The 24,377-nt window shown below is 45.4% G+C and carries 18 protein-coding genes; 14 read left to right on the top strand and 4 right to left on the bottom strand.

Annotated elements, in window-relative coordinates:
• Positions 1–19 precede the first annotated feature (19 nt).
• The 3 genes from ONB37_03960 to ONB37_03950 form a co-directional block, all read right to left on the bottom strand.
• On the bottom strand, positions 20–3,028 hold the full coding sequence (locus tag ONB37_03960) for a M20/M25/M40 family metallo-hydrolase (protein ID MDZ7399304.1): 3,009 nt from the start codon (positions 3,026–3,028) through the stop codon (positions 20–22).
• A 137-nt stretch (positions 3,029–3,165) separates the two neighbouring features.
• Positions 3,166–3,732: a class I SAM-dependent methyltransferase gene (locus tag ONB37_03955; GenBank protein ID MDZ7399303.1), complete on the bottom strand. Its 567-nt coding sequence runs from the start codon at positions 3,730–3,732 to the stop codon at positions 3,166–3,168.
• 250 nt (positions 3,733–3,982) lie between these two features.
• Positions 3,983–6,751 carry a non-lysosomal glucosylceramidase gene (locus ONB37_03950; GenBank protein MDZ7399302.1) on the bottom strand — a complete coding sequence of 923 codons (2,769 nt, stop codon included), beginning with the start codon at positions 6,749–6,751 and terminating at the stop codon, positions 3,983–3,985.
• A gap of 359 nt (positions 6,752–7,110) precedes the next feature.
• Here ONB37_03950 and ONB37_03945 point away from each other — a divergent pair, with 359 nt between their 5' ends.
• From ONB37_03945 to ONB37_03880, 14 genes are all read left to right on the top strand, one after another.
• A complete protein-coding gene (locus tag ONB37_03945; protein MDZ7399301.1) occupies positions 7,111–7,740 on the top strand; it encodes a hypothetical protein in 630 nt (209 codons plus the stop codon).
• Positions 7,741–8,123: 383 nt separating this feature from the next.
• Positions 8,124–8,660: a tetratricopeptide repeat protein gene (locus tag ONB37_03940; protein MDZ7399300.1), complete on the top strand. Its 537-nt coding sequence runs from the start codon at positions 8,124–8,126 to the stop codon at positions 8,658–8,660.
• Between the two features lie 411 nt (positions 8,661–9,071).
• Positions 9,072–10,037 (top strand): BatD family protein, encoded by a 966-nt coding sequence (locus tag ONB37_03935; GenBank protein MDZ7399299.1) that lies wholly within the window; start codon positions 9,072–9,074, stop codon positions 10,035–10,037.
• Between the two features lie 144 nt (positions 10,038–10,181).
• Positions 10,182–11,171 (top strand): AAA family ATPase, encoded by a 990-nt coding sequence (locus ONB37_03930; GenBank protein MDZ7399298.1) that lies wholly within the window; start codon positions 10,182–10,184, stop codon positions 11,169–11,171.
• 166 nt (positions 11,172–11,337) lie between these two features.
• On the top strand, positions 11,338–12,216 hold the full coding sequence (locus ONB37_03925; protein MDZ7399297.1) for a DUF58 domain-containing protein: 879 nt from the start codon (positions 11,338–11,340) through the stop codon (positions 12,214–12,216).
• 158 nt (positions 12,217–12,374) lie between these two features.
• A complete protein-coding gene (locus ONB37_03920) occupies positions 12,375–13,304 on the top strand; it encodes a hypothetical protein (protein MDZ7399296.1) in 930 nt (309 codons plus the stop codon).
• Between the two features lie 113 nt (positions 13,305–13,417).
• Positions 13,418–14,473, top strand: coding sequence for a BatD family protein (locus ONB37_03915; protein ID MDZ7399295.1), 1,056 nt, complete (start codon positions 13,418–13,420; stop codon positions 14,471–14,473).
• Between the two features lie 3 nt (positions 14,474–14,476).
• Complete coding sequence (locus ONB37_03910) at positions 14,477–15,472, top strand: VWA domain-containing protein (GenBank protein ID MDZ7399294.1); 996 nt, start codon at positions 14,477–14,479, stop codon at positions 15,470–15,472.
• A 79-nt stretch (positions 15,473–15,551) separates the two neighbouring features.
• Entirely contained in the window at positions 15,552–16,580 is a 1,029-nt protein-coding gene (locus ONB37_03905) for a VWA domain-containing protein (protein ID MDZ7399293.1), read from the top strand.
• Complete coding sequence (locus ONB37_03900) at positions 16,567–17,301, top strand: tetratricopeptide repeat protein (GenBank protein ID MDZ7399292.1); 735 nt, start codon at positions 16,567–16,569, stop codon at positions 17,299–17,301. Before ONB37_03905 ends, ONB37_03900 begins: the two co-directional genes overlap by 14 nt.
• Positions 17,302–17,398: 97 nt before the next feature.
• Positions 17,399–19,240: a BatD family protein gene (locus ONB37_03895; protein MDZ7399291.1), complete on the top strand. Its 1,842-nt coding sequence runs from the start codon at positions 17,399–17,401 to the stop codon at positions 19,238–19,240.
• A gap of 36 nt (positions 19,241–19,276) precedes the next feature.
• Positions 19,277–20,080, top strand: a complete 804-nt coding sequence (locus ONB37_03890; GenBank protein ID MDZ7399290.1) for a tetratricopeptide repeat protein — start codon at positions 19,277–19,279, stop codon at positions 20,078–20,080.
• A 347-nt stretch (positions 20,081–20,427) separates the two neighbouring features.
• The gene (locus tag ONB37_03885) at positions 20,428–21,045 is read left to right on the top strand and encodes a TonB family protein (protein MDZ7399289.1); all 618 of its coding nucleotides are present in this window, start codon (positions 20,428–20,430) and stop codon (positions 21,043–21,045) included.
• 84 nt (positions 21,046–21,129) lie between these two features.
• Positions 21,130–23,910, top strand: coding sequence for a glycosyl hydrolase-related protein (locus ONB37_03880; GenBank protein ID MDZ7399288.1), 2,781 nt, complete (start codon positions 21,130–21,132; stop codon positions 23,908–23,910).
• Between the two features lie 9 nt (positions 23,911–23,919).
• Here the strand turns inward: ONB37_03880 and ONB37_03875 are convergent, their stop codons facing one another.
• On the bottom strand, positions 23,920–24,357 hold the full coding sequence (locus ONB37_03875) for a hypothetical protein (GenBank protein MDZ7399287.1): 438 nt from the start codon (positions 24,355–24,357) through the stop codon (positions 23,920–23,922).
• Positions 24,358–24,377 lie beyond the last annotated feature (20 nt).

Below are 24,377 nucleotides of genomic sequence, written 5' to 3'. Positions count from 1 at the left end.
TTTCGATTCAATCCCCATGCTATTTCAAAAGCACAATTTTTCGGGTGATCGAAGTATTTCCAGCAGACATCCTCACCAAATAAATACCACTTGCAACAGGTTGGCTGATTTCATCATCACCTTGCCAGATTACCTTGTGTTCTCCTTTATCAAATTTTCCCTTCGCGAGCATTTTGATTTCCCTGCCCAATAAATCGTAGATCGTCAAGCGTACTTCGCTTGGCTGAGACAAATGAAAAAGAATGGTGGTGCTGGTGTTAAATGGATTTGGAAAATTTTGAGCCAATTGGTGTTCGATCGGATGTTGCACGAAGGGCCCAAAGTCAATCGAAGTCGCTGAACCGCCAAGCCAGTTAAGGATGCTCGCCATGATATTCGCTCTCATCTCAGCGTTTTCGATGGCCTCCCATCCGAACGCAAACATGACAGCGCGATAATTATTCTCAGCGACCGCAACCCCGGCCACTCCGCTAGACTTAATATTCCCTTTCCCCGATGATGTAGTCAGATCATAAAAAAGGATCGGCTCCGCTGGGCTACTCACATCGATTTCGCCCCTCAAACTTTGATAGTTCTCACCCGATTTTGCCAACCAAAAATCGAGTTCGCCCAAGACTGAATTTGCGCCACTGGTCCGGAGGTGACTCAATCGCGTATCAAAGCTTACATAACGACTATGAAGGAATTGGGATAGAATCAGGCTGTCTCGAACTGAAAATGGAAATAGCGCCCCGTTGATGAACAGCCGGCCGCCCTGTTCCAGATAATGCTCGAGCAATTTCGTGCCAAAAACCGATAAACTGGGTCGAGATTCCATACCAGTGTACCATACCACCCGCTCGTAGCGCCGAAGCGTGTCTTCCATCATCATTCCCCGAAGCTGAGTATCCCAATGATAGTAAGGGATGCCCAGGACATCGAAGGCGTTTTTATAATATTGACTGAAATCAAAGCGACCGTCATCTTCAACCAAAAGGATCTTGCTTTGGCCGATGGCAAGTTTGAACCCAATGGAGGTCCGATAGAACCCCTGGCCCTCACTAACATTGAGCGAAAACGAAATAATTTCCGGTCGAGCATCTGGCAGAACTTTAATCAAAAGATGATCCGCGTCATTCGTGCCAATGCTAGAGATCGATATATCCGCAAAGGAAGCTACGCTATCGATTATTGCAATGCTTGGATGTCCACAGCGCAAGGTTGCAATAATATCTGAGGCGGTTCTCAGACCATTATTTTTCAGCGCTAAAAACAGCGCTATAAGTTCGCCGGGGTCGATTTTGTCATCACTATTCCCAGAGACAATTTTGAAATCCTGGCGTTCAAAAATCAGCTCTGGCATTTTCACAAGAAGATTGAACTGATCTTCCCAGCGATTTCCCGAATCGTCAGAGAATTGAAGGTTGAACCAAATCTTGTGACCAGAGGGACAATTTGAAGCTACCAGAATTAGGAAGGGGTAAGTATTGTTAGCCGTGCCTTGGGATACAACAGAACCGAAAAAACCTTCGCGGGTGATGATCGAGACATAAGGATCATCTGAAGATAATACGGCACGGACCTGATGCGCGGTGCTATCACCAAAGTTTTTGGCAGTTAAAAACAGTTCGATCTTTTCCCCAGCATCAAGATAGCCGTTTCCATTTCCATCGCTGCTCCCAGCAGCATCGTCATCAAACTGAGCAGATAGAAATTTGACCAGCGGTCTCTGATGGATAAAGTCGGCTGGACCAGCGAGATACATTGCGGTCGCCACCCCCATCTGCACCACTTGCTGCATATAGTTGAAGTCCATATTTTGGGTCACGTCGCTGGTTTTATGCCAATGAGGACTAAAAACGCCCTCTTGCACGAAATAGGCGCGATAGCCGCGCAGTTGAAATGAACGATGATCGCTGCCCCCAGTGTTCCCAGGCAGCGATGGCTGCAATGAGGTATACAACCGAGCCATTTGGGAGGTGAGCTCTGCCAATGGCATGGTGGCATTGTCGGCATAGATGGTGACATTATACTTGGGCGAGACGTTCGCGACCATGTCAAAATTCATATAGAGGCCAATAGATTGATTGTTAGTGAAAGCTTGATGGGCGTATGCGTCACTTCCCACTAGGCCGATCTCTTCTGCGTCCCAAGCAGCAAATTTGATGGTTGCTGCAAATTCGCTTTTGGCTAACACGCGTGCTGCCTCCATGGCTGCAACCGTCCCAGATGCATTATCATCTGCACCCGGAGCAAAAACATAAGGATTGGTGCCCGAGCCATTGACGATGGAGTCATAGTGTCCACCCAACATGATGACACTATCTGGATAAACCAGTCCAGGTTTCGTCGCGATAACGTTCCGATGCGGTCGATTATTGATATAGAAAGTATCGAATTTCACATCGCTATATCCATAACTCTTATAGCGATTGTAAATCCATTGAGCGGCTGAAATGATGGAGTCCGAGTATGTGTAACGTGTTTTGAAATCCTGGAGTCGCTGCACTGCTGCTGCTAATGAATCGGCACTGATCTGTGCAAGGATTTTAAGAATGGAAGAGTCGGTCTGGGTTGGCATTGGTATGGCTTTCGCTGAATATCGTGGGACAGGCTTGATCGTTCTGCTTATTTTTTCCAGCCCAAAACCAGCAGCAGCAAACTGAGGAGCTTCGCTGTTTTCAATTTTGATAATCGCTTTAGTGGCATCGATTTTCATCATGGCTCTGATTTTGAACCGGGCGATTTTTTCATCCATATCCTGAATCGCCTTGAGGACATAGTAATCGCCACTCCAGCCTTGAGAATCGAAAATCTGATAATTTGCTCTGAGCTGATTTAGCTTAAACAAATCTCCAGAGCCGATCTCCCCAATGAGATAGTCATCATCGAAATGATAAACTTTTAACTCAGGGATTTGGCCAATAAGTTTAAAATCCGGATGATCGATTAATACCAAAACTTGATTCGAAGTTTGAGAGAGAGAATTGACAAAGCAGACTTGAAGGAGAAAGATTATGATTACCAGAGCATAAATTTTTTTGAGCATTGCTACTCCATTCATAAGATGAGGTCGCAGACTTGCGAACTGCGAACCGTAATCAAAGAATCCGATTAATGATTTCGATTTTGTTCAAATGATCAAGCTAATAAACCTTCCCATTTTGTTGTGAGAAAAAGGCTTTTTTATTTCACGTAATGAATCAAGTAACTTTTGCTGAACAACGCTGTTTGTGGGAGGAATTTTTTTTCTGGACGAATGAATTTCGATTGCCGCAAGATTTTTTCAAATTTGTTTTTCCATTCATTATCTCGAATTCCTTCCAAAATGTACAAATCCCCTTTGGTTTTCAGCACGCGATGCATTTCATCCAGCGATCGAACCTTTTGAGGGAATTTCTGAAGCGCGCTTGTGCATGTGATCAAGTCGAAATATTCGCTTGGAAAAGGAAGATTGTCTGCTGGACAGCAGTGGAAATTCAAATTGGGGTATCGATTCTTTGCCTGATTTTTTCGAATTCGCTCAGGCCGGATATCGATCCCATGGAGTTCGCATGAGTCCATAAATGAAGCCAGCTTAAAAAGCAGTCTTCCATTTCCACAGCCAACATCTAAAATCTTGATGTTCTCCCGAAGTCTCAGTTCAGGAAGAATGGATAATGCATCAGGTTTAATGAAACGATGAATGTAATTTTTAGCGAGCAATTTCGCGATCCGCTGATAATTGGAATCGTAATCCTGTTGTCCGTTCATGTTGTCCTCGCTGAATAAATATCAGTGATCGTTTGTTGATTTTTCCGTGAAGATAAACTTTTTTGTTCACAAAATCAAGTAATAATTCTGTTGCAAACAAACTCGATCATGCAAAACATTTAAGGATCGGACCTATGCAATTAAACGGAAATAATGATTTTGTGCAAAAAATTGCAAGAAAATCCTGGAATGAAAAGGCCGAGCAAATGGGCCAATTGAATTACCAGTTTATGATTATTTGAACAGCGTGTCATTTTGCTTTTAACATGAAATTCAACTCCGACCCTGATGAAATTTTCAATGGCTTATCGAACTGGATGTGCCGCTGAGGTCGCTTATAAACAGATTTGAAGGTAATGGTATTTTTGTCCAGCATAACGGCACGAACATCCGATTTTGGGTCTGCCGAAAAACTGAATTGGCTCAATAGGAGTTCTCCAAATAGAACTTTAAGGGAGATCTTTATCGGATTTTGAGAAAAGATCCCCCAGCCGGTGCCGCATGACCAGAACACTTGAAATTGATCAAGATGAATGACTGGAGAAAATCCCATCATCTGTTTCACACCGTCGTATTGAAACCCAGAAATCGCCAATAATACCGCCCATGAGGCCAGTGCCCGGGCATAATGATGACCACATTCGAACTCGTCCCAGGGATTGCGGCGCAAGCCATCATGGCGATCGCGGACGGCTTTTACCAACGTCAACCCTTCATCAATCAACCCAGCGTAGATTAAACTGGCAGCTACCTGGTACTCAATCCCAGTCCAGACTTCGTCTGAATAAACGAACGGAAGAGCTGGTCGATCGCCATCGGGCCAAGTGCACAATAACAGTCCCGCCTCATCATTGAGCGCATAAACCCGCTGTACATTCGAAAAATTGGCTAAGTCGGTTTGAAAATTATGCTCAAAAATCGATTGGAGGGCACGCTTCACGTGGGATGGTTCCATGATATACCCCAATCCGGTGACAAAAGCAGCGAATTGACCTAGTAATTGGTCAGAGAGACAGCCTTTACCGAATTGATATTTTGGAATATTGCTTTGATCGAGCTCGCCTTTTTTCCCATATTGAGAAGCTTTGGATGGGCAGCACAGGTCGTCCTTTTGCAATTGCAAATGAGCCGGAATTTGAATTCCCTCGGCCACGTGAATCTTTTGCACATAAAATTTGCCGTTCCAGAGCAAGGCGTCATATTGGGCACTCCCATTTTTATAGAGTTGCAGATAAGTATTCGCGGCATTCGAATCATCCATGAAACGAGCCATTTCAGCGGCTGCCTTTAATGCTGCCAGATAAAGAGAGCCGGTCATGGTGTTCGGTCCATAAAATTCGATGTCATAAGTATTGTGCTGCTCGCCTTCGATGACCCCATCTTTGTTTCCATCCCACGGAACTGGAAGGTTCTCTTTCTGCCATTGTAAAGATTCTGGAATGTCTCCGACCCCTTTCCAGGCGAATTCCAACGAGGCCTTGATTTTGGGCCACAATCGAGCTAACCAGGCATTATCGCCAGACAACTTCCATTCTCGATAAGCCCTTAAGATAGCCCCCATTTGACCATCTGCGCAGGGCTTGAATTTCCATCGGTAATCACCGAGCGGAACCAGCGATCGAAACGGCATGTAACCATTATCATATGTATTATGCAAAAAGTCGGTTTCGCGAGCGGAGCGTTCCAGAGAAGGGAACAAAAAAGCGACTGTTTGCGCATAGTTCCATACGTGGCTGCAATTCATCCAACAGCAGCCAGCTTCATCAGAAATCCCCTCAAACCCAAAAAATGGTCCATCATGAATTCTCATCACTGTATTGGTTTTCAATATCGACAATTGAGAACCAACGGCATCGAGGACAAAATTCGGGAGCGTGCTGCTGAATAGGGCATGGTGGAATTGTCGGGATTGTCCTTCCAGATAATCCAGATGATCGACCAAGTAACGAGCCACGGTGACGGCATCAGCGAATTTGGTGGCGTAATAATTGGTCATTTTTTTGCCATGAACCTCTGGCTCGCTATTCCAGTAATTTTCTCGCTGCGGAAAATGCCAAGTAAGGTAAAAAGGGATCTTCCTGCGTTCTTTTGGAGAAAGTTGAAAATGTACATTTAATGAAGCGACATCCGTATGGCTCTCTGGCGAAATTGCTTTTTCTCGACGATCAGCGATCCAGCCGTCATCAGAAAAATCGTCCCAGAAAATATGTGCATTATCCCACCATCCACCGCGATACCAGCAAGTCAGTACATTGAGCTCTTTCGCTGGGGTCATGATTGCCATGGTGCCAAACCGGATGTCATCTTCCGATAGGTAACTAGAACTGAATTTTATCCCACTCAGGGTACCGTCAGTCAAGAATTCATTGATCCCGCTGTGCACCAATTTCGAGTCAAACGTTTTGCCATCGGTGCCGATTGGATTTTGCATGGAGAGACAAATCGCTGCTTCTACTGGGACGTCGAGCGGATTCGTGATGGTCCAGTTAAAAATGGCCGCTGGGATGCCGCTATTATCTGGATCTAATGGGATGAATGGATTATAGGCTTCCAATTCGATGGTGAGCGGGATCTTCGGATCGAAAAACTTCAACCATCCGAAGGGGTATTCTCCCCGAAACTCAATTTCATTGAAGCGCGGAACTCCAGCAAGATTGTTGCGCGGGAAACCCATCCAGCCAGTATAGGGAGGGAAGAACTTTCGCTCCAAGATCTTAGCAACAGCAGGCTGGCCTTTAGCCCGCATCCAAATACTAAAAAAAGTCAGATTGAGCTGCTTGCCCTTTCCAGGCCGATTAAAGATCTCCCAGTCCCGCAATTCACCCCGGCCTCCTAAAGTGATATTCCCTGTCCCAATACCTCCAATTGGAAAAGCAACCTCTTTTAAATAATCTCCCCGTAAGGTTTTGATAGGAGAGAAATCATAGAGCACTTTTTTGTCGTAAGGCTGGGCAGCTAAGGCCAAAATAGTCGAGCCCAAGATAAACATTCCGACATACAGCAATTTTAATATCATCATAGATCCTCCCAGTTCTTTGATTTTAGGTCTTTAAGGGATAAAAAAATTTGCTTTCAATGCTGCTAAAACTGAAGAATGTGCGGCAAATCACTTTTCGTTTTGCCTAAAATTAATAATATATTTTTGCAAATCCAATATAATTTTTCATGGTTCGACTGGTGATTTTGATCGATGCTGCGGGAAAAAGCGCCCCAAAGCCTTAGATTCGTAAATCAATCGATTGAAATATCTAAATTCGGGCAGCGATTTTGGGATAAAAACCTATAAAAGAGATGCGCAGCTTTTAGATGAGGATGCCTTTTCGCGAACATCGGTTGTTAGTAGGATGAATTAGATAAAAGCAGTCAAGGAGGTAAACGATGATGACCAAGAAGTTAGTAGCAATTTTCATTTTGTCAATCTTGATGATAATAGCTAATCAACCGATCTTTTCTCAGAATGGCGCAGAGGATCAAGCCCAAATGAGCCATTCCAATAAAGAACGCCTTGCATTTTTTGAGAAAATTTCGAAGCAATACTATGGCGATAAACAATTTGCCTCAGAATTAGAACTAGTCAATCGGCTTGTTCGAATCGATCGAGCTGTGAATCACTCTAATTTGATCATTCCCAGTTATGAGGCAATAGTAAGCATGAGATACCAGGGATTAGAATCGAGCTTTATGCCTGATGATGAAATTGCAATGAGTTCAGCGTTGGTTCAATTCGGCAGTTCACCAAGCAAATTTGATAAAACAACCGATATGACAACCTGGCATCCCAGCACCGCGCTGTTCATGCTAGTGGTTTTTGCATGTCTGCTCTCTCTGAGTTTTAGCATTGCTATTTATTTTCGCTATCGTCAAAAGATCCAAAGCTTGGCGCTGGCTGGGATCTCAAAAGATGAATCGATTGCTGTCGATAAAAGTAGGCTGGTTGACTATGAACTGGCTGAGCGGAATGAAGCGCCCATTGCCGCAAGTCTTGCAGTATTGCAAGGCGCAAATTAGCCTTGGGATTGTATGAATGATGAACCACCAACCATTGAAGGCAAAATTTGATAATGAGTATTGGTTCATCCCATCCGAAGAACTTTAGGTATTGATTGAAAATAAAATAGTCCCCTGTTTGTGGCTGCATTTTTTCATTCGACCTGGCATCTTAACATATGCCAGGTTTTTTTATTTTTGTCTCACCCGGAACTTTTTATGAGCAGAAAAGTTGAAGGGGAGTGATAACCGCTTTAAGCACATAAGCTATCACTATTAAAATTAAAATTTAAGTGAGCTGAATTTTCAAGCTTTTTAAATCCACTGTTCTGGAGTTACATGGCTCACATGGCTGACTTTGATGGCAAATTGAATGGTTAATCATTAAACGGGAGAGATGGATAATGAATCGCATTGTTTTTGTGATCCTCATCTTAGCAGTTGGTATGTTTCTGTTCGTCAATTGTGGTCCTAAAAAGACTAAAGAACAGCTTTATGCGGAGGCATTTCAACTGGAACGACAGGAGAAATTTAAAGAAGCTATCGAGATCTATGAACAGCTCATTAAGGACTTTCCGAAGGCAAATTTTGCCGATTCATTGTTGTTTAAAGTCGGACAGATGTATTCAAACAACCTGATGGATTTCGAGCATGCTGTCGAAGCTCACAAACAACTGCTAAAGAAGTACCCCAATAGTAAATTTGCCGCACAATCCTTATTCATGATTGGTTATCACTACGCGAACAGCATCAGCGACACCGCAGAAGCCAGAAAGTATTACCAAAAATTCTTAGAGCAGTACCCCCAGCATGAATTGGTCAGCTCGGTAAAATGGGAATTAGAGTATCTCGGAAAAGACATTAACGAGCTAGACTTTTTAAAGGGCGATCGTGAAGCAACCGCAGATTCGAATATCGCAAATCCAACGACGACGCGATAGGCAATTCATCTCTGAATGGCAAACTCCTTGAGCAGATTTCACATTGTAACATCTTAGACTTCTTAAAAAGCCGATTTGTTAATTAATAGGGGCGACTAATTTAATTAATTATCGGCTTTTTCTTTGTAAGATGACAGCAGTGAAAGCCATCGGGCTTGAAGTGAATCATAAAAAACGAAGTACTCCTTTTCATCGTTTCAAACCAAAAATGCGAGTGTAAAGCGGTGCTTCACTGTTAAGCTTATCAATGATTGTTTGAGCACTTTTCTGTCCGATTTTTTGCTCTAATCATTTCTGGGACTTCAATTGCGATTTAATCGTCCAAACTCATCAGGACTTGTTAGGCGACCAATGAATCCAAAACTTTTTCGCCGCACCAGAAGTCTATTAGAAAAAAACATTGAGGGGAATATGCTTAGTCATCGTCTTCGATTCGCTGTATTCGTAATTGGATTGCTGCTGATCGGTTTATCCTGGGATGGAAGGGCACAAAATACCAGCTCCGTTGTCCCCGCTCCTTCAATCAGAATTTCGGCAGAGTTGGATAAAAAGGAAGTCCCGCTCAATCGTCAGGTAGTGTGTTTGGTGACTGTGGAGTGGGCTGGGGATGTGAAGCGGTATCAGATCAGCGAAATTCAGAATCCCTCTGTGTCGAATTTTGAGATCGTCAAAACTGCTGCTGGGGATCGGCGCTGGACTGAGAATGGTCAGGTGAAGGCTGCCCGTACTTTTGAGTTTGTCTTACAACCAAAATCTTTGGGCATGGGGTACATCGAAAATCTGGTCGTTAGTTATGTAGACAGTGAAACAGGTGAGGCAGAGCTATTGGTTGCTCCGAGGCTGAACGCTAAGATTATCGATCCGATTCCTGAGCCAGGTTCTCGTGGCTCTTGGGTCAGATGGCTATTAATAGCGCTCGTCGTCGTCCTAATAGCCATTGGTTTGATTGTTTGGCAAAAGAAAAAACAACAGCAGGCCAGAAAAGCTGCTGAAGCTGCGAAAATTATTCCTTTGGAGGAACAATTTCTTCAAGAGCTCCGCGAATCGGTCAATTTGAGCTCACCAGAGCTTAAATTGAATGATGCTTTTTGGTCTTTGTCGAAAATTGCCCGAAGATATTTATCGCAAAAATACCAATTGCCCGCTTTAGAGTCGACCACCGAAAATATCATTGCTGAACTCAATCGAATGAGCCTTGATGCAACGCTGGTCAATAATATTCAAGAGATACTCACGGTGAGCGATCTTGCCAAGTTTGCAGGGAACGTGACGGAGCGCAGCGCATTGGATAGAACCTATACTTTGTTGGAAGCGATTTTGGAGCGCAATTTAGGGTTAGCTCGAGATCAGAAGCCATTGGCCAAAGCGCATGAATAAATTGCTTGATGTGACTTTGTCAGCCCGAAAGGTGCTCAATTTCAGCTTTTCTCCGAAAGATGATGCAACAGAATTTGACAAAAATGACGGTTTCTTGACTGAAAATATAGAAACTCAAATTGGCTAATCATACGAGGAGGTACGATGAACGTCGATATTCAAGCGTTGAATGAACGGATCAAAAAAGAGAGTGAATTTGTCGATAAAATCATGACTGAGGTCAGTCGGGTGATTGTAGGACAAAAATATATGATCGAGCGGCTATTGATCGGGTTGTTGTGCAACGGCCATATCCATTTGGAGGGAGTTCCTGGCTTGGCCAAAACACTTGCGGTCAAGACGCTGTCCAATACCATCCAAACCAAATTTCAGCGGATTCAGTTTACACCTGACCTTTTGCCTGCCGATTTGATTGGGACGCTGATTTATGATCAGAGCAATGGCAAATTTACCACAAAAAAGGGCCCCATTTTCGCCAATTTGATCCTTGCCGATGAAATTAACCGGTCGCCCGCCAAAGTGCAATCGGCACTATTGGAGGCCATGCAAGAGCGGCAAGTCACGATTGGCGAGACCACTTACCCGTTGGATGATCCATTTCTGGTTTTAGCCACCCAGAACCCGATCGAACAGGAGGGGACTTATCCGCTGCCAGAAGCGCAGATCGATCGTTTTATGTTAAAGGTCGCCATCGGCTATCCCAGCAAAGAAGAGGAACTGGAAATTATGCGTCGTATGACCCAGCGACGTCTTCCTCGAGCGAATCCAGTCGTATCTCCGCAGGAGATTATTCGAGCGCGAGAGGTGGTTCATGATATTTATATCGATGAAAAAATTGAGCGATATATCATAGATATTGTATTTGCCACGAGGAACCCAAAGGAATACGGATTGGACGATCTGACCGATTTGATCCAGTATGGGGCTTCGCCTCGAGCGTCGATCTATCTATCCATGGCCTCAAAGGCTCATGCTTTTTTGCGGCATCGCGGCTATGTGACCCCTGAAGATGTCCGCTCGATCGCCATGGATGTGCTCCGGCATCGCATCATTGTGACCTACGAAGCCGAAGCTGAAGAGGTCACTGCTGAAGACGTCGTGAGAAAGATCATTAACAAGATCGAAGTGCCATGATTGAGCATTCATCTCCAAACTGAATTCGCAGAGCTGCCGATCGAGCTCCTTTTGCTTGGCAGCGCTGCGAATCAAGGTGCGGTCTTGAAAGGCGCTCGAGATAAGTGCTCCGCAATCCAAATTCTGGTTTTTTGATCCAAGTGATGACCAATGATTGAGAAGCAATATGGTTCCAAAAGAAATTTTAAAAAAGGTGAAACGGATCGAGATCACCACGCGCGGGATGGTGAACGATGTATTCTCTGGGGAATATCACTCGGTTTTCAAGGGACGAGGTATGGAGTTCTCTGAGGTCCGAGAATACCAAATCGGCGATGATATTCGTACCATTGACTGGAATGTCACGGCGCGGATGGGGCACCCATTTGTCAAAATTTTTGAGGAAGAGCGCGAGTTAACAGTTATGCTCTTGGTGGATGTCAGTTCATCTGGCAATTTTGGCACCCACGAGCGCATGAAAGGGGAGATTGCGATCGAAATCTGTGCGCTATTGGCTTTTTCAGCGATCAAAAATAACGATAAAGTTGGATTGATCATTTTTACCGATAAAATCGAAAAGTTCATCCCTCCTAAAAAAGGGAAATCTCATGTCCTTCGTGTGTTGCGTGAGCTGCTATATCATAAGCCTCAAGGAACGCAGACTGATATCGCGAATGCCTTAGAGTATTTGAACCGCGTTACCCGTCGGCGCAGCGTTGTATTTTTGGTTTCTGATTTTCTAAACACGGGGTATGAAAAGGCGTTGCAGATCGCTAATCGTCGCCATGATATGGTCGCTATTACCATCACTGATCCGCGCGAATTATCCCTACCTGATGTCGGCTTTATTGAATTAGAAGATGCTGAGACTGGTGAGATCGTCGTGGTCGATACTTCATATCCTGGCGTGCGAAACCTCTATGCTAAACAAACCGCTCAGGATATTTGGCAGCGGAATAAATTATTCAAATCAATCAAGGTCGATCATATCGATATTCAAACCGATCAACCATATATTGAGCCGCTGATCAAGTTTTTCCGAGCGCGTGCAAAACGATTTCATTAGCATGAAGGAGGTTATTTTGTTTGCTTCAAAGTAGAGCTTCAACTTGGCATTGCATGTGATATTGAAAAAGAAAAAATGAAAAACACCTAAGGATTGCTGCCAATTGGACAGCATGATTTTAACAGTTCACTTCATTAATAGCCGGAGGGAAATCGAGAATGAGAAATAGGCTGGTCCTAATTACGATGCTAAGCCTGATCTTGCTAAGCCACTGCTCCCGTTCGTTAGAGCCGAATATGAGCAAGGACCAGGCACGAAATTATGCCAATGAGCTTTACAATCGGCAGTTGTTCAAACAATCTGCCGCTGAATACGCGCGATATTTGAACAATTATAAATTGGATGAGACCGAGCAAGCCAATATCAGCTATACCATTGGCGATATCTATTTCGAGCGCTTGAAAGATTATGAGAATGCGCTGGCATATTATATTCGTGTCAAATATTTCAACCCAAGAGATGATTTGCGGCGTCAAGTGGACCAGAAAATCATTGCCTGCTTGGAGCGGTTGGAGCGCAGCGAAGACGCTGCTCAGACGTTAAAAGAGACGACCAGTCTGGACGCTCAGGCCGTTCCGACCAAGCGGCCTGGAGCGGTTGTGGCGCGCATTGGATCGAGAGAGATCACCCAGGGAGATATTGATTTTGAGCTCAACCAGTTGCCCCCGTCAATCCGCGCCCAATACAATACCAAAGAGAAAAAGCTGGAGTTTCTCAATCAATATATTCTAACTGAACTATTATATAGGTCAGCTCAAAACATGGGCCTGGATAAGGAACCAGAGGTCATTGAGGCCGCGTTTCAGGCGAAAAAAAGCATCATGGTTCAGAAATATCTGCAGGATCAAATCCGAAAAGAGATTAAAATCGAACCTGCCGATGTTGAGCTCTATTATCGCGCCAATAAAGAGAAATATGTGGAGAAGGATAAAGAAGGAAACGTAATTCGAGAAAAGCCGTTTGAAGAAGTGCAGCAACAGGTGGCGCAAGATCTGTTGATCGAACGTCAACAAGATGTATATCGGCGGATGGTAGAACGATTGATGCGTGCCGAGGGAGTTCAAGTTTTCGATGATGTTTTAAATTAAAGGGTAATGTGAGCTCGGAGCACGAATTTAAGCAACCACACACAAGAAGCCTTCGTTCAAGTTGAAATGCTGCTTGTTGAATGTTGCGGGCGATGATTGAAAGGTGGCTTGAAATGGGTTCTAAGATGGATTTGAGAAAGTCATTGCTGTTCGGGTTGATTTGGTCGTGCGCGGCCTTTGCCGCTGGATTACTGATCGCTGGCGGGAGAGTTACCATTGAAGCCCGAGTTGATAAAAACAAAATAAAAATTGGAGATCTGATCCGATATTCGATCATCATCAGCCATGATAGCGATGTGACAATAGCATTGCCAGAGTTAGGAGCAAATTTGGGGCAGTTCGAAATTCGCGATTATAATGATCTGACACCAGAGAAGCGGGGAGGCGAAATTGTTCAGCGTCGCGAATACATCATCTCGACTTTCGATATTGGGGAGTATGAAATTCCACCGGTCTCAATTCGCTATCAGCTACCTGGTGATACCACGTGGCAGGAGCTTGCCACAGAACAGATCAAGATCGTAGTAGAGAGTCTCAAACCTAGCGAGGCTGGTGATATTCGAGACATCAAGCCGCCTCTGGTCATTGAAAGGGATTGGAAGCAGTACATCCGCTACGCCATCGCTGCGATGATTGTCCTTGCTATTGGCATTCTCAGCTATATTGTGATTCAACGGATTCGGCAGGGGAAGGGGCTAATTCCTCGCGCAGAAAAGCCACCGCGACCGCCTCATGAAGTGGCACTTGAAGCATTAGAGCAGCTGTTGCAAGCATCACTCTTGCAAACTGGAGAGATAAAACAATTCTATATTCGGATCTCCGAGATCATTCGACGTTATATTGAAGGCCGGTATTTCATTCCAGCGATTGAAATGACTACCACGCAGTTGATCGATGCCATGATCGAGGCGGAGATCGAATCGGAAGTGGTTCAATTGGTAGAGGATTTTCTACTAGCTTGCGACCTGGTGAAATTTGCCAAATACATTCCCACCGAAGCGGAAAACCAAAGGGCGATCGCACAGGCATTTGAGATTGTCAATCGCACCAAAATCGTCATTGAAGAAGAAACAGTGGCGGTGGGTGATATGGTGGCTCAATCAACCGAAGCTGCCAAGGCTGATGAAATGAGCCATAAGGCAGATGCGATTGCTGAGGAGGTGAAGTAAGCAATGTTTCGATTTGCCAATCCAGAATTTTTAGCCTTATTGGTGATTATCCCGATTATGATTTTCTGGTACTTGAAAAAATACCGGAAAGCGAGCGGCACGTTGCGCTTCTCCAATGTGGGGATTATCAAAAATATTGGCAAAACACCATCCCAAAAATATCGGCATGCGCTGTTTTTGCTGCGGCTGGTGGTAATCACTTTGCTGATCGTCGGCTTTGCCCGGCCACAGTCCAGCAGCAAAGAAGAGCAAATCATCACCGAAGGGATTGATATTATCCTTGCCATGGACGTTTCTAGCAGTATGCTTGCGGAAGATCTGGCGCGCCATCAGAATCGCCTCGATGTGGCCAAGGAGGTCGCTGAAGAATTCATCAGAGGGAGAACCAACGATCGAATTGGGATGGTCGTTTTTTCGGGAAAAAGCTTCACTCAATGCCCATTGACGCTCGATTATGGGATTCTATTAAGCTTCTTGAAGGAGATCAAAATCGGGATGATCGAGGATGGGACGGCTATTGGAATGGCCATTGCCAATTGTGTCAATCGTCTTCGCACCAGTAAAGCGAAAAGCAAGGTGGTCATTTTGCTCACCGATGGTCGCAATAACCGCGGTGAGTTGGACCCAGTCACTGCTGCCCGTCTTGCGAAGGCACTGAATATACGGATCTACACCATCGGCGCTGGTGGCAAGGGAGAGGCGCTCTATCCGATCGATGACCCGTTTTTGGGAAAACGATATGTTCCTATGAAGGTCGATATCGATGAAGAAGTCCTCACAAAGATCGCGAATATTACGGGTGGGCGATATTTCCGCGCTACTGATAAGACCAGCCTCCAGAATATCTATCGCGAGATCGGAGAGATGGAAAAAACCAAAATCGAGGTAAAACAATTCACGCGGTATCATGAGCTGTTCGTCAATTTGGTGCTGCTGGCACTGGGGGTTCTGGTTGTGGAAATTGTTTTAGCCAACACCCGTTTCCGAAAGATCCCCTGATGATCGAAAATACCCATTGGGCAGTCTCTTGCTAACACTCCAGCAAATGGATAAGACGAGATACAATGGATGAATAACTATGTTGCGGTTTGCACATCAAATTTTTTTACAATTATTCTGGTTGATCCCCCTGTTGATCGTTTTTTATGTCATGGCATTCCGATGGAAAAAGCAAGCGTTAGCTCGCTTTGGCAATTTGGAATTAATTAAGAAGCTGACGCAATCGATTAGCCGACAGCGGCAGTTGGGGAAGGTGGCATTAATTATTTTGTCGGTCGTCTTTATGATTTTGGCCGTGGCTCGGCCCCAAATCGGCACCAAACTGGAAGAGGTGAAACGGGAGGGGGTTGACATCTTGGTCGCCATTGACGTATCGCTTTCCATGAAGGCGGAAGACATCAAGCCGAATCGACTTGAGAAGGCGAAGCATATGGTGTCCAACATTATTGATTTGTTGCAGGGCGACCGGATTGGCCTCATTGCCTTTGCTGGCGATGCTTTTGTTCAATGTCCTTTGACGTTGGACTATGGGGCGGCGAAGATGTTTCTGGATATCATGGACAGTGATCTGCTGCCCACGCCAGGAACTGCTATTGGGGCAGCGATTTTAAAAGCGGTGCAGACCTTCGATGAACGCGAACGGAAACATAAAGTGCTGATCCTCATCACTGATGGCGAAGATCATGAGGGAGAACCGTTGAAGGCGGCTGAGATTGCCGAAAAAGAGGGCGTCGTTATTTACACTGTCGGCATCGGATCTGTTCAGGGCGTGCCCATCCCAATCTATGATCAATTCGGTCGCAATATTGGTTATAAAAAAGATCGTGATAATCAAGTCGTGACCAGCAAACTGGATGAAGTGACGCTTGAAAAGATCGCCTTGCAAACTGGCGGAAAATACTATCGGGCGAGTGGAGGGGAAAGCGAGTTGAAGAAAATCTATGAAGAGATTTCCAAAATGGAAAAGAAAGAATTAGCATCGCTGAAGTTCTCCCAATATGAAGATCGATTTCAATATGTCTTGATTTTTAGCATCATCTTGCTGATTGCGGAGGTATTCATCTCAGAGCGACGCAAGGTGAAGGAGGAATGGCGTGGTCGCTTTTAATCGAATTTGGATGGGGCTTTTGTTCCTGGTGTTCACTGCACCGACGATCATGGCCCAGCCAGGCCGAAGGCAGGTGCTGGAGGGCAATCGGCTTTATAGCGAGCAAAAATATGATGAAGCCAACAATAAGTATCGGGATGCATTGGTGAGCAATCCTGAAAATCCAATCATCCATTTCAATATTGGAAACACGCTCTATAAAAAGAGAAATTATGAAGAGGCATTAAAATCTTATGAGAAAAGTCTGTCATCGAATGATGTGCTGAAACAATCCAAGGCGTATTATAACATGGGCAATGCCCTCTATCGGGCTGGAAAATTGCCAGAAAGCATATTAGCTTATACACAGGCGCTGCGATTGAATCCCGACGACGAGGATGCGAAGTACAATCTGGAATTTGTCCGGACGCAGCTCAAAAATCAGGCACAAAAGCAACCGCAAAGCGGTGTGCAGCAACAGCAGGAACAGCACCAGCAATCGGGACAAGATCAACAACAGGATCAGCAACAGGAACAAGAGCAGCAGAAAGAGCAACAGGAACAAGCCGAACAACAGCAAGATCAGCAACAACAGCCATCAGGAGAGCAGCGCGATCAGCAGCAAATGAGCAAAGAGGAGGCGGAACGCATTTTAGATGCGTTGAACAAAGATGAAAAGGATTTGCAGAAAGAGCGAAGCAAAGTGAGGACAGGATCAGTGCGGGTCTTGAAGGATTGGTAAGCTGGAAGCGATTTGCGCTCGGCAATTATAAAAAGTATTAATGAGAAATCCTATTTGAAACAAGAGAATCTGAAACATTCAGATATAGAGGTACAGAATGAAAGGCAAACGGATCGTTCCAATATTGATCCTGGGGATATTTTTGATAATGAACGCGCCCCTCGGGCTCGGGGCTGAGATAGAGATTTCGGCCTCAGTGGATCGGACGGTTATAGGTTTGAATCAACCGTTCACGCTAACCATTGAGATCTCTGGCGAAAAGGCCAATGCGGCTGGAGATCCCCAATTGCCAGATTTGAGCGCCTTTGCCAGTTACCTCGGCAGTTCTGGAACATCACAAAATATTCAGATCATCAACGGCCGGATGTCGGTCTCGCGTTCGTTTTCATTCACCTATATGGCCACAGCGATCGGTAAGTTTACGATCCCTGCAGCAGTGATCAAATACGGAGATCGCGAGTTTCGCTCTCAGCCGATCAATATCGAAGTGGTTGCAAGCGGTCAAACGCCAGGAACCCAGCCCAGGCGAACACCTCAGCCGCAACCCGATCAATCGCTCGATGCAGCAATAGAGGACAACCTATTCCTCAGAGTCACTGCAAATAAACGTCGGGTTTACGTGAATGAACCAGTGATTTTGACCTATAAAATTTATACCCGCGTCTCGGTAACCCAATTTGGCATTAATAAGCTTCCCGAGACGCCAGGATTCTGGGTGGAAGAATTTCCTGGCAGCAATCAGCCAGCTACCCATGAAGAGATCCTGGATGGAAAAAGGTACATTGTGGCAGAGATCAGGAAAATGGCTTTATTTCCAACCGATGCTGGGACCAAAACTGTGAGCCCAATGTCGATCGAATGTGATGTGCGGGTTCAAACACGTCGCCGATCGATTTTTGATAGCTTCTTCGATGATCCATTCTTCGGGCGCACGGTGCGGCAGATCGTGACGTCAAAACCAGTGACAATTGAGGTCATGCCATTGCCGTTAGAAGGAAAACCTTCGGATTTTTCTGGATTGGTGGGCAGTTTTAATCTCACTGTTACAGCAGACAAGCAAGCGGTGAAGACAAATGAAGCCATTACCCTTAATGTTAAGATCTCTGGGAAGGGCAATATCAAAATGATCCCTGCCCCACGGCTGGAATTGCCTCCTGACTTCGAGCGATACGAACCAAAAGTTTCTGAAAAAATCGATCGAACCGAGAATGGGATCACTGGTTATAAAAATTATGAATACGTGATTATCCCCCGCTATCCTGGGCAGCAAAGAATCAAGCCAGTGACGTTGTCCTATTTTGACCTCGGAACTGGGCAATATCGCACCTTACGGAGCCCAGAGATGCTGATTGATGTCGAGAAGGGCAGCGACGAATTTATGACTGTCGCCACAGGTCTTTCAAAAGAAGAGATTCGTCTGGTGGGCAAGGACATTCGATTTATTCAATTAGCATCTCCAGAGTTCAAAAGAATAGGGCATTGGTTCTATCAATCCGCTTATTTCGTGCTGATCTTGCTGCTGCCAGTAGTATTAATTGTAGTAGCGGCTGGTTATCGTAGGCATTTAGATAAATTGGCTGAAAATGTCGCCTATGCCCGAAGCATCAGAGCCAATCAAATGGCAATGAAGCGGCTTCATCATGCGAAAAAGCTGCTATCGGAAAAGACTCAGAAGCAATTTTATGCAGAGGTTTCCCGGTCATTAATGGGGTTTTTGGGTGATAAGTTTAACATTTCCGCGGCTGGAATAATTACCGATGAAGTGGAAAACTTAATGCGGTCCCGTGGTGTGAATGAGGCGGTAATCAAACAATATCTCACCTGCTTGCAGATTTGTGATTACCAGCGCTTCGCGCCCGCCAACTCGCGATTGGATGAGATGCAACGCTTCTTTGAACAGGCAAAACAAGCGATCATAGAGCTGGAGAAAATTGTTTAGGATATGTTCCTCTCACTGAAAAAGGTGCGACGGAGAATGAAGTTTAGCTTTGGTGTGAATATGGTTCTGAAATGGAAAAACAAATTATGCTGGGCATTAGTTGCATTGCTCTTAGCTTTGGTGATTAGGCCGGTTCGAGCCGATCACAATCAATATTTATTCGAGCAAGCCAATCGGCTCTATCAACAGGAGCAATATACTGAGGCGATCGCCCGCTATCTTGAGATCATCAACAGCGGTTATGAGAGTTGGCAAGTATATTACAATCTTGGCAATGCCTATTATAAGAGCCGACAAATTGGCCGCGCCATATTGAACTACGAAAGGGCTGCCCGACTCAATCCGAAAAATGAGGATATTCAGTTCAACCTACAAATAGCGAATCTATCTGTGGTGGATAAAATCGTAATTCCGCCACAGTTCTTCCTGAGCCGCTGGATCACTACGATCAAAATGCTTTGGGGCATTGAGACCCTCACTTTCATAGTTATCGGGTTGTATCTTTTGGTTGCGGTGCTCATCATCCTCTACATTTTGGTTCGAAAGCGGGCTATCCAGCGTCTTGTCTCGGTCGGCCTCATACCGCTGGTTGCATTGCTCTTATTGGTTACCATTATTCTAATCGTTCGGACCCATGACCAAAATTCAGTTCGCGACGCGATTATCTTATCCGATAAAATAGAAGTGCTGAGCTCCCCGGATGAGCAAGGGACCGAGCTATTCGCTCTGCACGAGGGGGTTAAAGTGCGGATCGAAGACACTCGCGAAAACTGGGCGCGAATTCGGCTCCCCGATGGCAAAGTTGGTTGGGTAAAACGCGATAGTTTTGAAATTATCTGAGCTGGCAAGCTGTTGCGTATAAATGAAAACCTCTGGCCCTGCCGGGCGATGTCGATGAACAAAGTTGCTTTAGGTCACTAAATGGGAATCCAGCTTGATGCGAAGCCTCAAAGTTTCTCCAGCAAATATTCCCTAACTGCCCATTTCAGCGCCAGATTTAATGCTGAAAAAAGCTTTCTTATCAGCAATGTTTCGGGTGAACGCTTTGCATCGGAAACACTGATTGATTAAAATCGGATTGTTAATGCAACGAATAGTGCCTTAAAATTTATCGACAAGAGATTTATTGATGAGTATTCGCCCAAATTTCAATGGGTCTTTGCGAGCCATTCGAGGGAATATGACAATTGGCACATAAAATTCAACAAGCCTTTCATAGCCACTATTATCGCCGACTCGAGATGTCGCTAGTGGTGACCTTGCTGGTAATGATCTTGCTATTTTTGTTATTCCCAAAGGTCACAGTGAATCGCCCGGAACAAATCAAATGTATCGGCAGCGCTATCACAGTGGAAGAAATTCCAATTACTCGTCAAGTGGGGGCACCGAAGCCGCCAGCGCGACCAGCCGTACCTATCCCCAGTGATGACATTGCCCTCCCTGATGACATCACGATCGATGATACCGAGCTTAATTTCAGCAGTGCGTCTGCGATATCGGGCTCAGGATTGATCCCTGAGCCAGTTCAAATCATCCAACCCCGGCCGCTATTTGAGGTAATTCCCGAATATCCAGAAGAATTACAGAAGAAGGGGATACAGGGAACGGTGAAGTTGAGCCTCCACATCGATGCCAACGGGAGGGTCATTCAGGTGATCGTCATCGAAAACAGTACTGGAAGCGATGCTTGTGCCAATGCGGCGCGAGAGGCAGCTCTGAAGGGTCGGTATGTCCCTGCGAAAAAGGACGGTCAGGCTACTGATCTCTGGATCACCCGAACCTATACCTTTGGCCTTCAAAAATAAAATGAAATCGTTGCTTGTCTTATCGATAACCATATTCTTCAATTCCCAAGCTATTGAAAACTTCCTAATTTACAGGAGTAATGCATGTCCCAAATGAACAAGTCTTATACCATTCATGTCGTCTCTCACACTCACTGGGATCGAGAATGGCGCTATCCCTTTCAGGAATTTCGAATGTTGCTGGTCGACATGTTCGACCGCTTAATCGAACTTTTGGATACCAATCCAGATTACAAATATTTTTTGCTAGATTCTCAGACCATACCATTGGAAGATTATTTAGCGATCAAGCCGGAGAAAGAACCAGATTTGAGGCGCCTCATCAAAGCAGGTCGCATCCAAATCGGACCATGGTATTGCTTGCCAGACACGCCAGAGATCAGCGGTGAATCCATTGTACGAAATCTTTTGATGGGAATGCTGATCACAGAGGCATGGGAGGGAAAGAAATGGTCAGGTTATAGCCCCTTCTCTTTCGGACAGTCATCGCAAATGCCGCAAATTTATCAGGGCTTTGGGCTGGATCATATTTTCTTTTATCGCGGTAACAACAATCGCGTCACCAAACATGAGTTCATTTGGGAAGCACCGGACGGAAGTCGAGTGATGGGAATGCGTTCGGTCAATCCTTACGGTCGAGCAAACTGGTATGTGCATGTTTATCGCCCTGTGGCGTTGAACAAATGGCCGTTTGAATGGGATTATCACTGGAGCGAAGACCAATTGCCGTTTCATCCTTGCGATGAAGAATTCCAGGGATTTGATTATTGGTTGTTGGAGGGGAAACATCTGGAGCATCTCTATTTGGAGAATTTGCCCCGAGCGCTGGAGGAAATCAAGAGCCATGCCGTGAAGGATGCCACTTGCGATCAATTGCTTTATCTCGATGGGATGGATCAGGTGAATCCCTATCCGCGAACCCCAGAAATTATCGCTCATGCAAATGCGCTTAATACTGGGGATATCTATGTGCATTCTTCATTTTATGATTATGTTCAAGCGGTAAAGGCTCGAGCCCCAGAGCTGGAAGTCAAGCGCGGCGAATTCCGTTACACCATGGTGGATGGCCTCTGGCAAAACCTATTTCCAGGAATGTTGAGCGCTCGGATGTACTTGAAGCAACAAAATCGGCAGAGCGAAAACAAATTGCAGAAGAATGCGGATACGTGGTGCGCATTGGCCGAGCAATTGGGTATGGAATTTCCAAGCGGAATGATGAAATTGGCGTGGAAAAATCTTTTGGCCAACCAATCCCACGACAGCATTGCTGGTTGCAGCATCGACCTGGTGCACGAGGATGTTGAGTATCGGCATCGGCAGGTGCGACATTTGGCAGATAATATGTCCCGTCGGGCTATGGCGCATATCGTCAAAAATATCGACAATCGTCATCTCTCGTCCGATGCCATATGTTTGATCGCCTTCAATCCCACCCAATTTGTCAGGAATGAGGTGGTCACAGCAGTCATTGATCTGCCAGAGGAATCGGCCGCCCATTGGTTTCGCGTCGAGGACCCACATGGCCGTGAGTTGTCAGCCCAATTTTTCCGAAGTTATCCGTTCGGACCAATCGTGAAGAATCCTTATGAATTTCCGATCCCGTATAAAGCCAGAAGGGTCCACTGCGCAATCGCATTGTCAGATGTACCTTCTTTGGGCTACAAAACTTTTATCATTAAGCCCCAATCGGGACCTAAGATCAATTATGGGACGATGTCCCCAAAGGCCAATGTGCTGGAAAACGAATACCTCCGCGCCGAGATTCTGCCTGACGGACGAATCGATTTATTGAATAAGCAGAATGGAAGGGAGTATCAGGGGTTGCACTATTTCGAAGATCGCTCTGAAGTTGGCGATCATGCCACCCATCGCCCGGCGGACGAGGATGAAATTATCACCAGCATCGGGGCAGCTACAACCGTTGCGAAGCGATATGATGGTCCCCTTTTGGGTCAGTACCAGGTCGAAACCATGTTAATGGTCCCCATCGATGCACTGAAAGATCGCAGCCGGCGGAATCCAAACAAGGTGCCCGTGAAGATCACTTCGTTCATTACGCTCAAGAAAGGTGCTCGCTGCCTGGAAATTCGCACCGAATTCAATAATACCATTCGCGATCATAAGCTGCGGGTGATGTTCCCATCTGGTTATCGCCACGTCGATCGATCGTACTCAGAAACCCACTTCGATGTAACCGAGCGAGACATCCATCTGCCGGATACTTCCACTTGGAAAGAGCCAATGCTGCCCTACTATCCGCAATATATGTTCTGTGGTATTGAAGATGGGACGAGCGGATTGGCAATTTTAAATATTGGCCTGCCAGAGTACGCAGTTCATGAGGATGAGGATCGAACCATCGGACTGACATTGCTCCGCACTTATCGGTTTCCCATCATCGGCGCTGATCCCGAAGACGTGGCGACCGACGAAACCCAGATCATGTGCCAATGCCTGCGACCTTTTGTATTCGATTACGCCATTTATCCCTATCAGGGCAATTGGAACACTGGTCAGGTCTATCGCGAGGCGCTGAACTTTAACCTCCGACTTCATCTCAACCAGACTGGAAGAAGCCACGGCCCTTTGCCGAATACCATGGCTTTCGTTCAGATTGAGCCAGAGCAATTGGTACTTTCCGCCATCAAAAAATCTGATCGAGGCAAAGGACTAATTGTGCGGGTGTTCAATCCAACAGAAGAGACGGTGGTGGGAACCATTCGCTTTTGGAAGCCGATCGCAAGTGCCAAATTCGTAAATCTAAATGAGCAGTATTTGTCACCAGCAGCATTTCATGCGGACAAAATATCCATACACGTCACCAAGAATAAGATCGTTACGCTAGAGGTCGTTCTACGAGATTAGCAGGTCTTATTAAGGTCGGTGGAAGTTCTGGACCAGAATTTTTTCGCCATCACGAAACAGCACTTCGATTTTGCGGCTATCGATGATATTTTTGACCACACCGAATCCGAAAATCTCATGATGAATGGGGGTTTCCGGCTGATAGGTTTTTTCCATCGAGTATTCAACCGCGACATTTGAGTCTAAATCTTCTAAGATCTTGGTCCATTTGTCGCGGCGCGCCCGTTTCTGAACGGCTTTTGGTTCAGTCTTCGTGCTACGATTTTTGGAGGACGCAACGATTGATGCAGCGCTTTGTGGCATTTTATAGCGGTGATAGCCCATGCAGACTTTGCACATGACTTTTTCGATCTGATCATCTGATACTGCAGTTACAATATGAAGTGTATCGAGCTTGCATTTGCCACAGTAGGCTTCAACCTCATCGCCAATATCGTAATTGTTCATCGAACATTCCTCTCGAATTT

It is taken from the genome of candidate division KSB1 bacterium (assembly GCA_034506395.1).
Classification (GTDB): domain Bacteria; phylum Zhuqueibacterota; class Zhuqueibacteria; order Thermofontimicrobiales; family Thermofontimicrobiaceae; genus Thermofontimicrobium.
The sequence above is the reverse complement of the archived record's forward strand: the minus strand, read 5'-3'. Positions and strand labels throughout refer to the sequence as shown.

Excerpts from the sequence above, each read along its gene's own strand:
- ONB37_03960 (MDZ7399304.1), bottom strand. The coding sequence starts at position 3,028 with ATGCTCAAAAAAATTTATGCTCTGGTAATCATAATCTTTCTCCTTCAA.
- ONB37_03955 (MDZ7399303.1), bottom strand. The coding sequence starts at position 3,732 with ATGAACGGACAACAGGATTACGATTCCAATTATCAGCGGATCGCGAAA.
- ONB37_03950 (MDZ7399302.1), bottom strand. The coding sequence starts at position 6,751 with ATGATGATATTAAAATTGCTGTATGTCGGAATGTTTATCTTGGGCTCG.
- ONB37_03945 (MDZ7399301.1), top strand. The coding sequence starts at position 7,111 with ATGATGACCAAGAAGTTAGTAGCAATTTTCATTTTGTCAATCTTGATG.
- ONB37_03940 (MDZ7399300.1), top strand. The coding sequence starts at position 8,124 with ATGAATCGCATTGTTTTTGTGATCCTCATCTTAGCAGTTGGTATGTTT.
- ONB37_03935 (MDZ7399299.1), top strand. The coding sequence starts at position 9,072 with ATGCTTAGTCATCGTCTTCGATTCGCTGTATTCGTAATTGGATTGCTG.
- ONB37_03930 (MDZ7399298.1), top strand. The coding sequence starts at position 10,182 with ATGAACGTCGATATTCAAGCGTTGAATGAACGGATCAAAAAAGAGAGT.
- ONB37_03925 (MDZ7399297.1), top strand. The coding sequence starts at position 11,338 with ATGGTTCCAAAAGAAATTTTAAAAAAGGTGAAACGGATCGAGATCACC.
- ONB37_03920 (MDZ7399296.1), top strand. The coding sequence starts at position 12,375 with ATGAGAAATAGGCTGGTCCTAATTACGATGCTAAGCCTGATCTTGCTA.
- ONB37_03915 (MDZ7399295.1), top strand. The coding sequence starts at position 13,418 with ATGGGTTCTAAGATGGATTTGAGAAAGTCATTGCTGTTCGGGTTGATT.
- ONB37_03910 (MDZ7399294.1), top strand. The coding sequence starts at position 14,477 with ATGTTTCGATTTGCCAATCCAGAATTTTTAGCCTTATTGGTGATTATC.
- ONB37_03905 (MDZ7399293.1), top strand. The coding sequence starts at position 15,552 with ATGTTGCGGTTTGCACATCAAATTTTTTTACAATTATTCTGGTTGATC.
- ONB37_03895 (MDZ7399291.1), top strand. The coding sequence starts at position 17,399 with ATGAAAGGCAAACGGATCGTTCCAATATTGATCCTGGGGATATTTTTG.
- ONB37_03890 (MDZ7399290.1), top strand. The coding sequence starts at position 19,277 with ATGAAGTTTAGCTTTGGTGTGAATATGGTTCTGAAATGGAAAAACAAA.
- ONB37_03880 (MDZ7399288.1), top strand. The coding sequence starts at position 21,130 with ATGTCCCAAATGAACAAGTCTTATACCATTCATGTCGTCTCTCACACT.
- ONB37_03875 (MDZ7399287.1), bottom strand. The coding sequence starts at position 24,357 with ATGAACAATTACGATATTGGCGATGAGGTTGAAGCCTACTGTGGCAAA.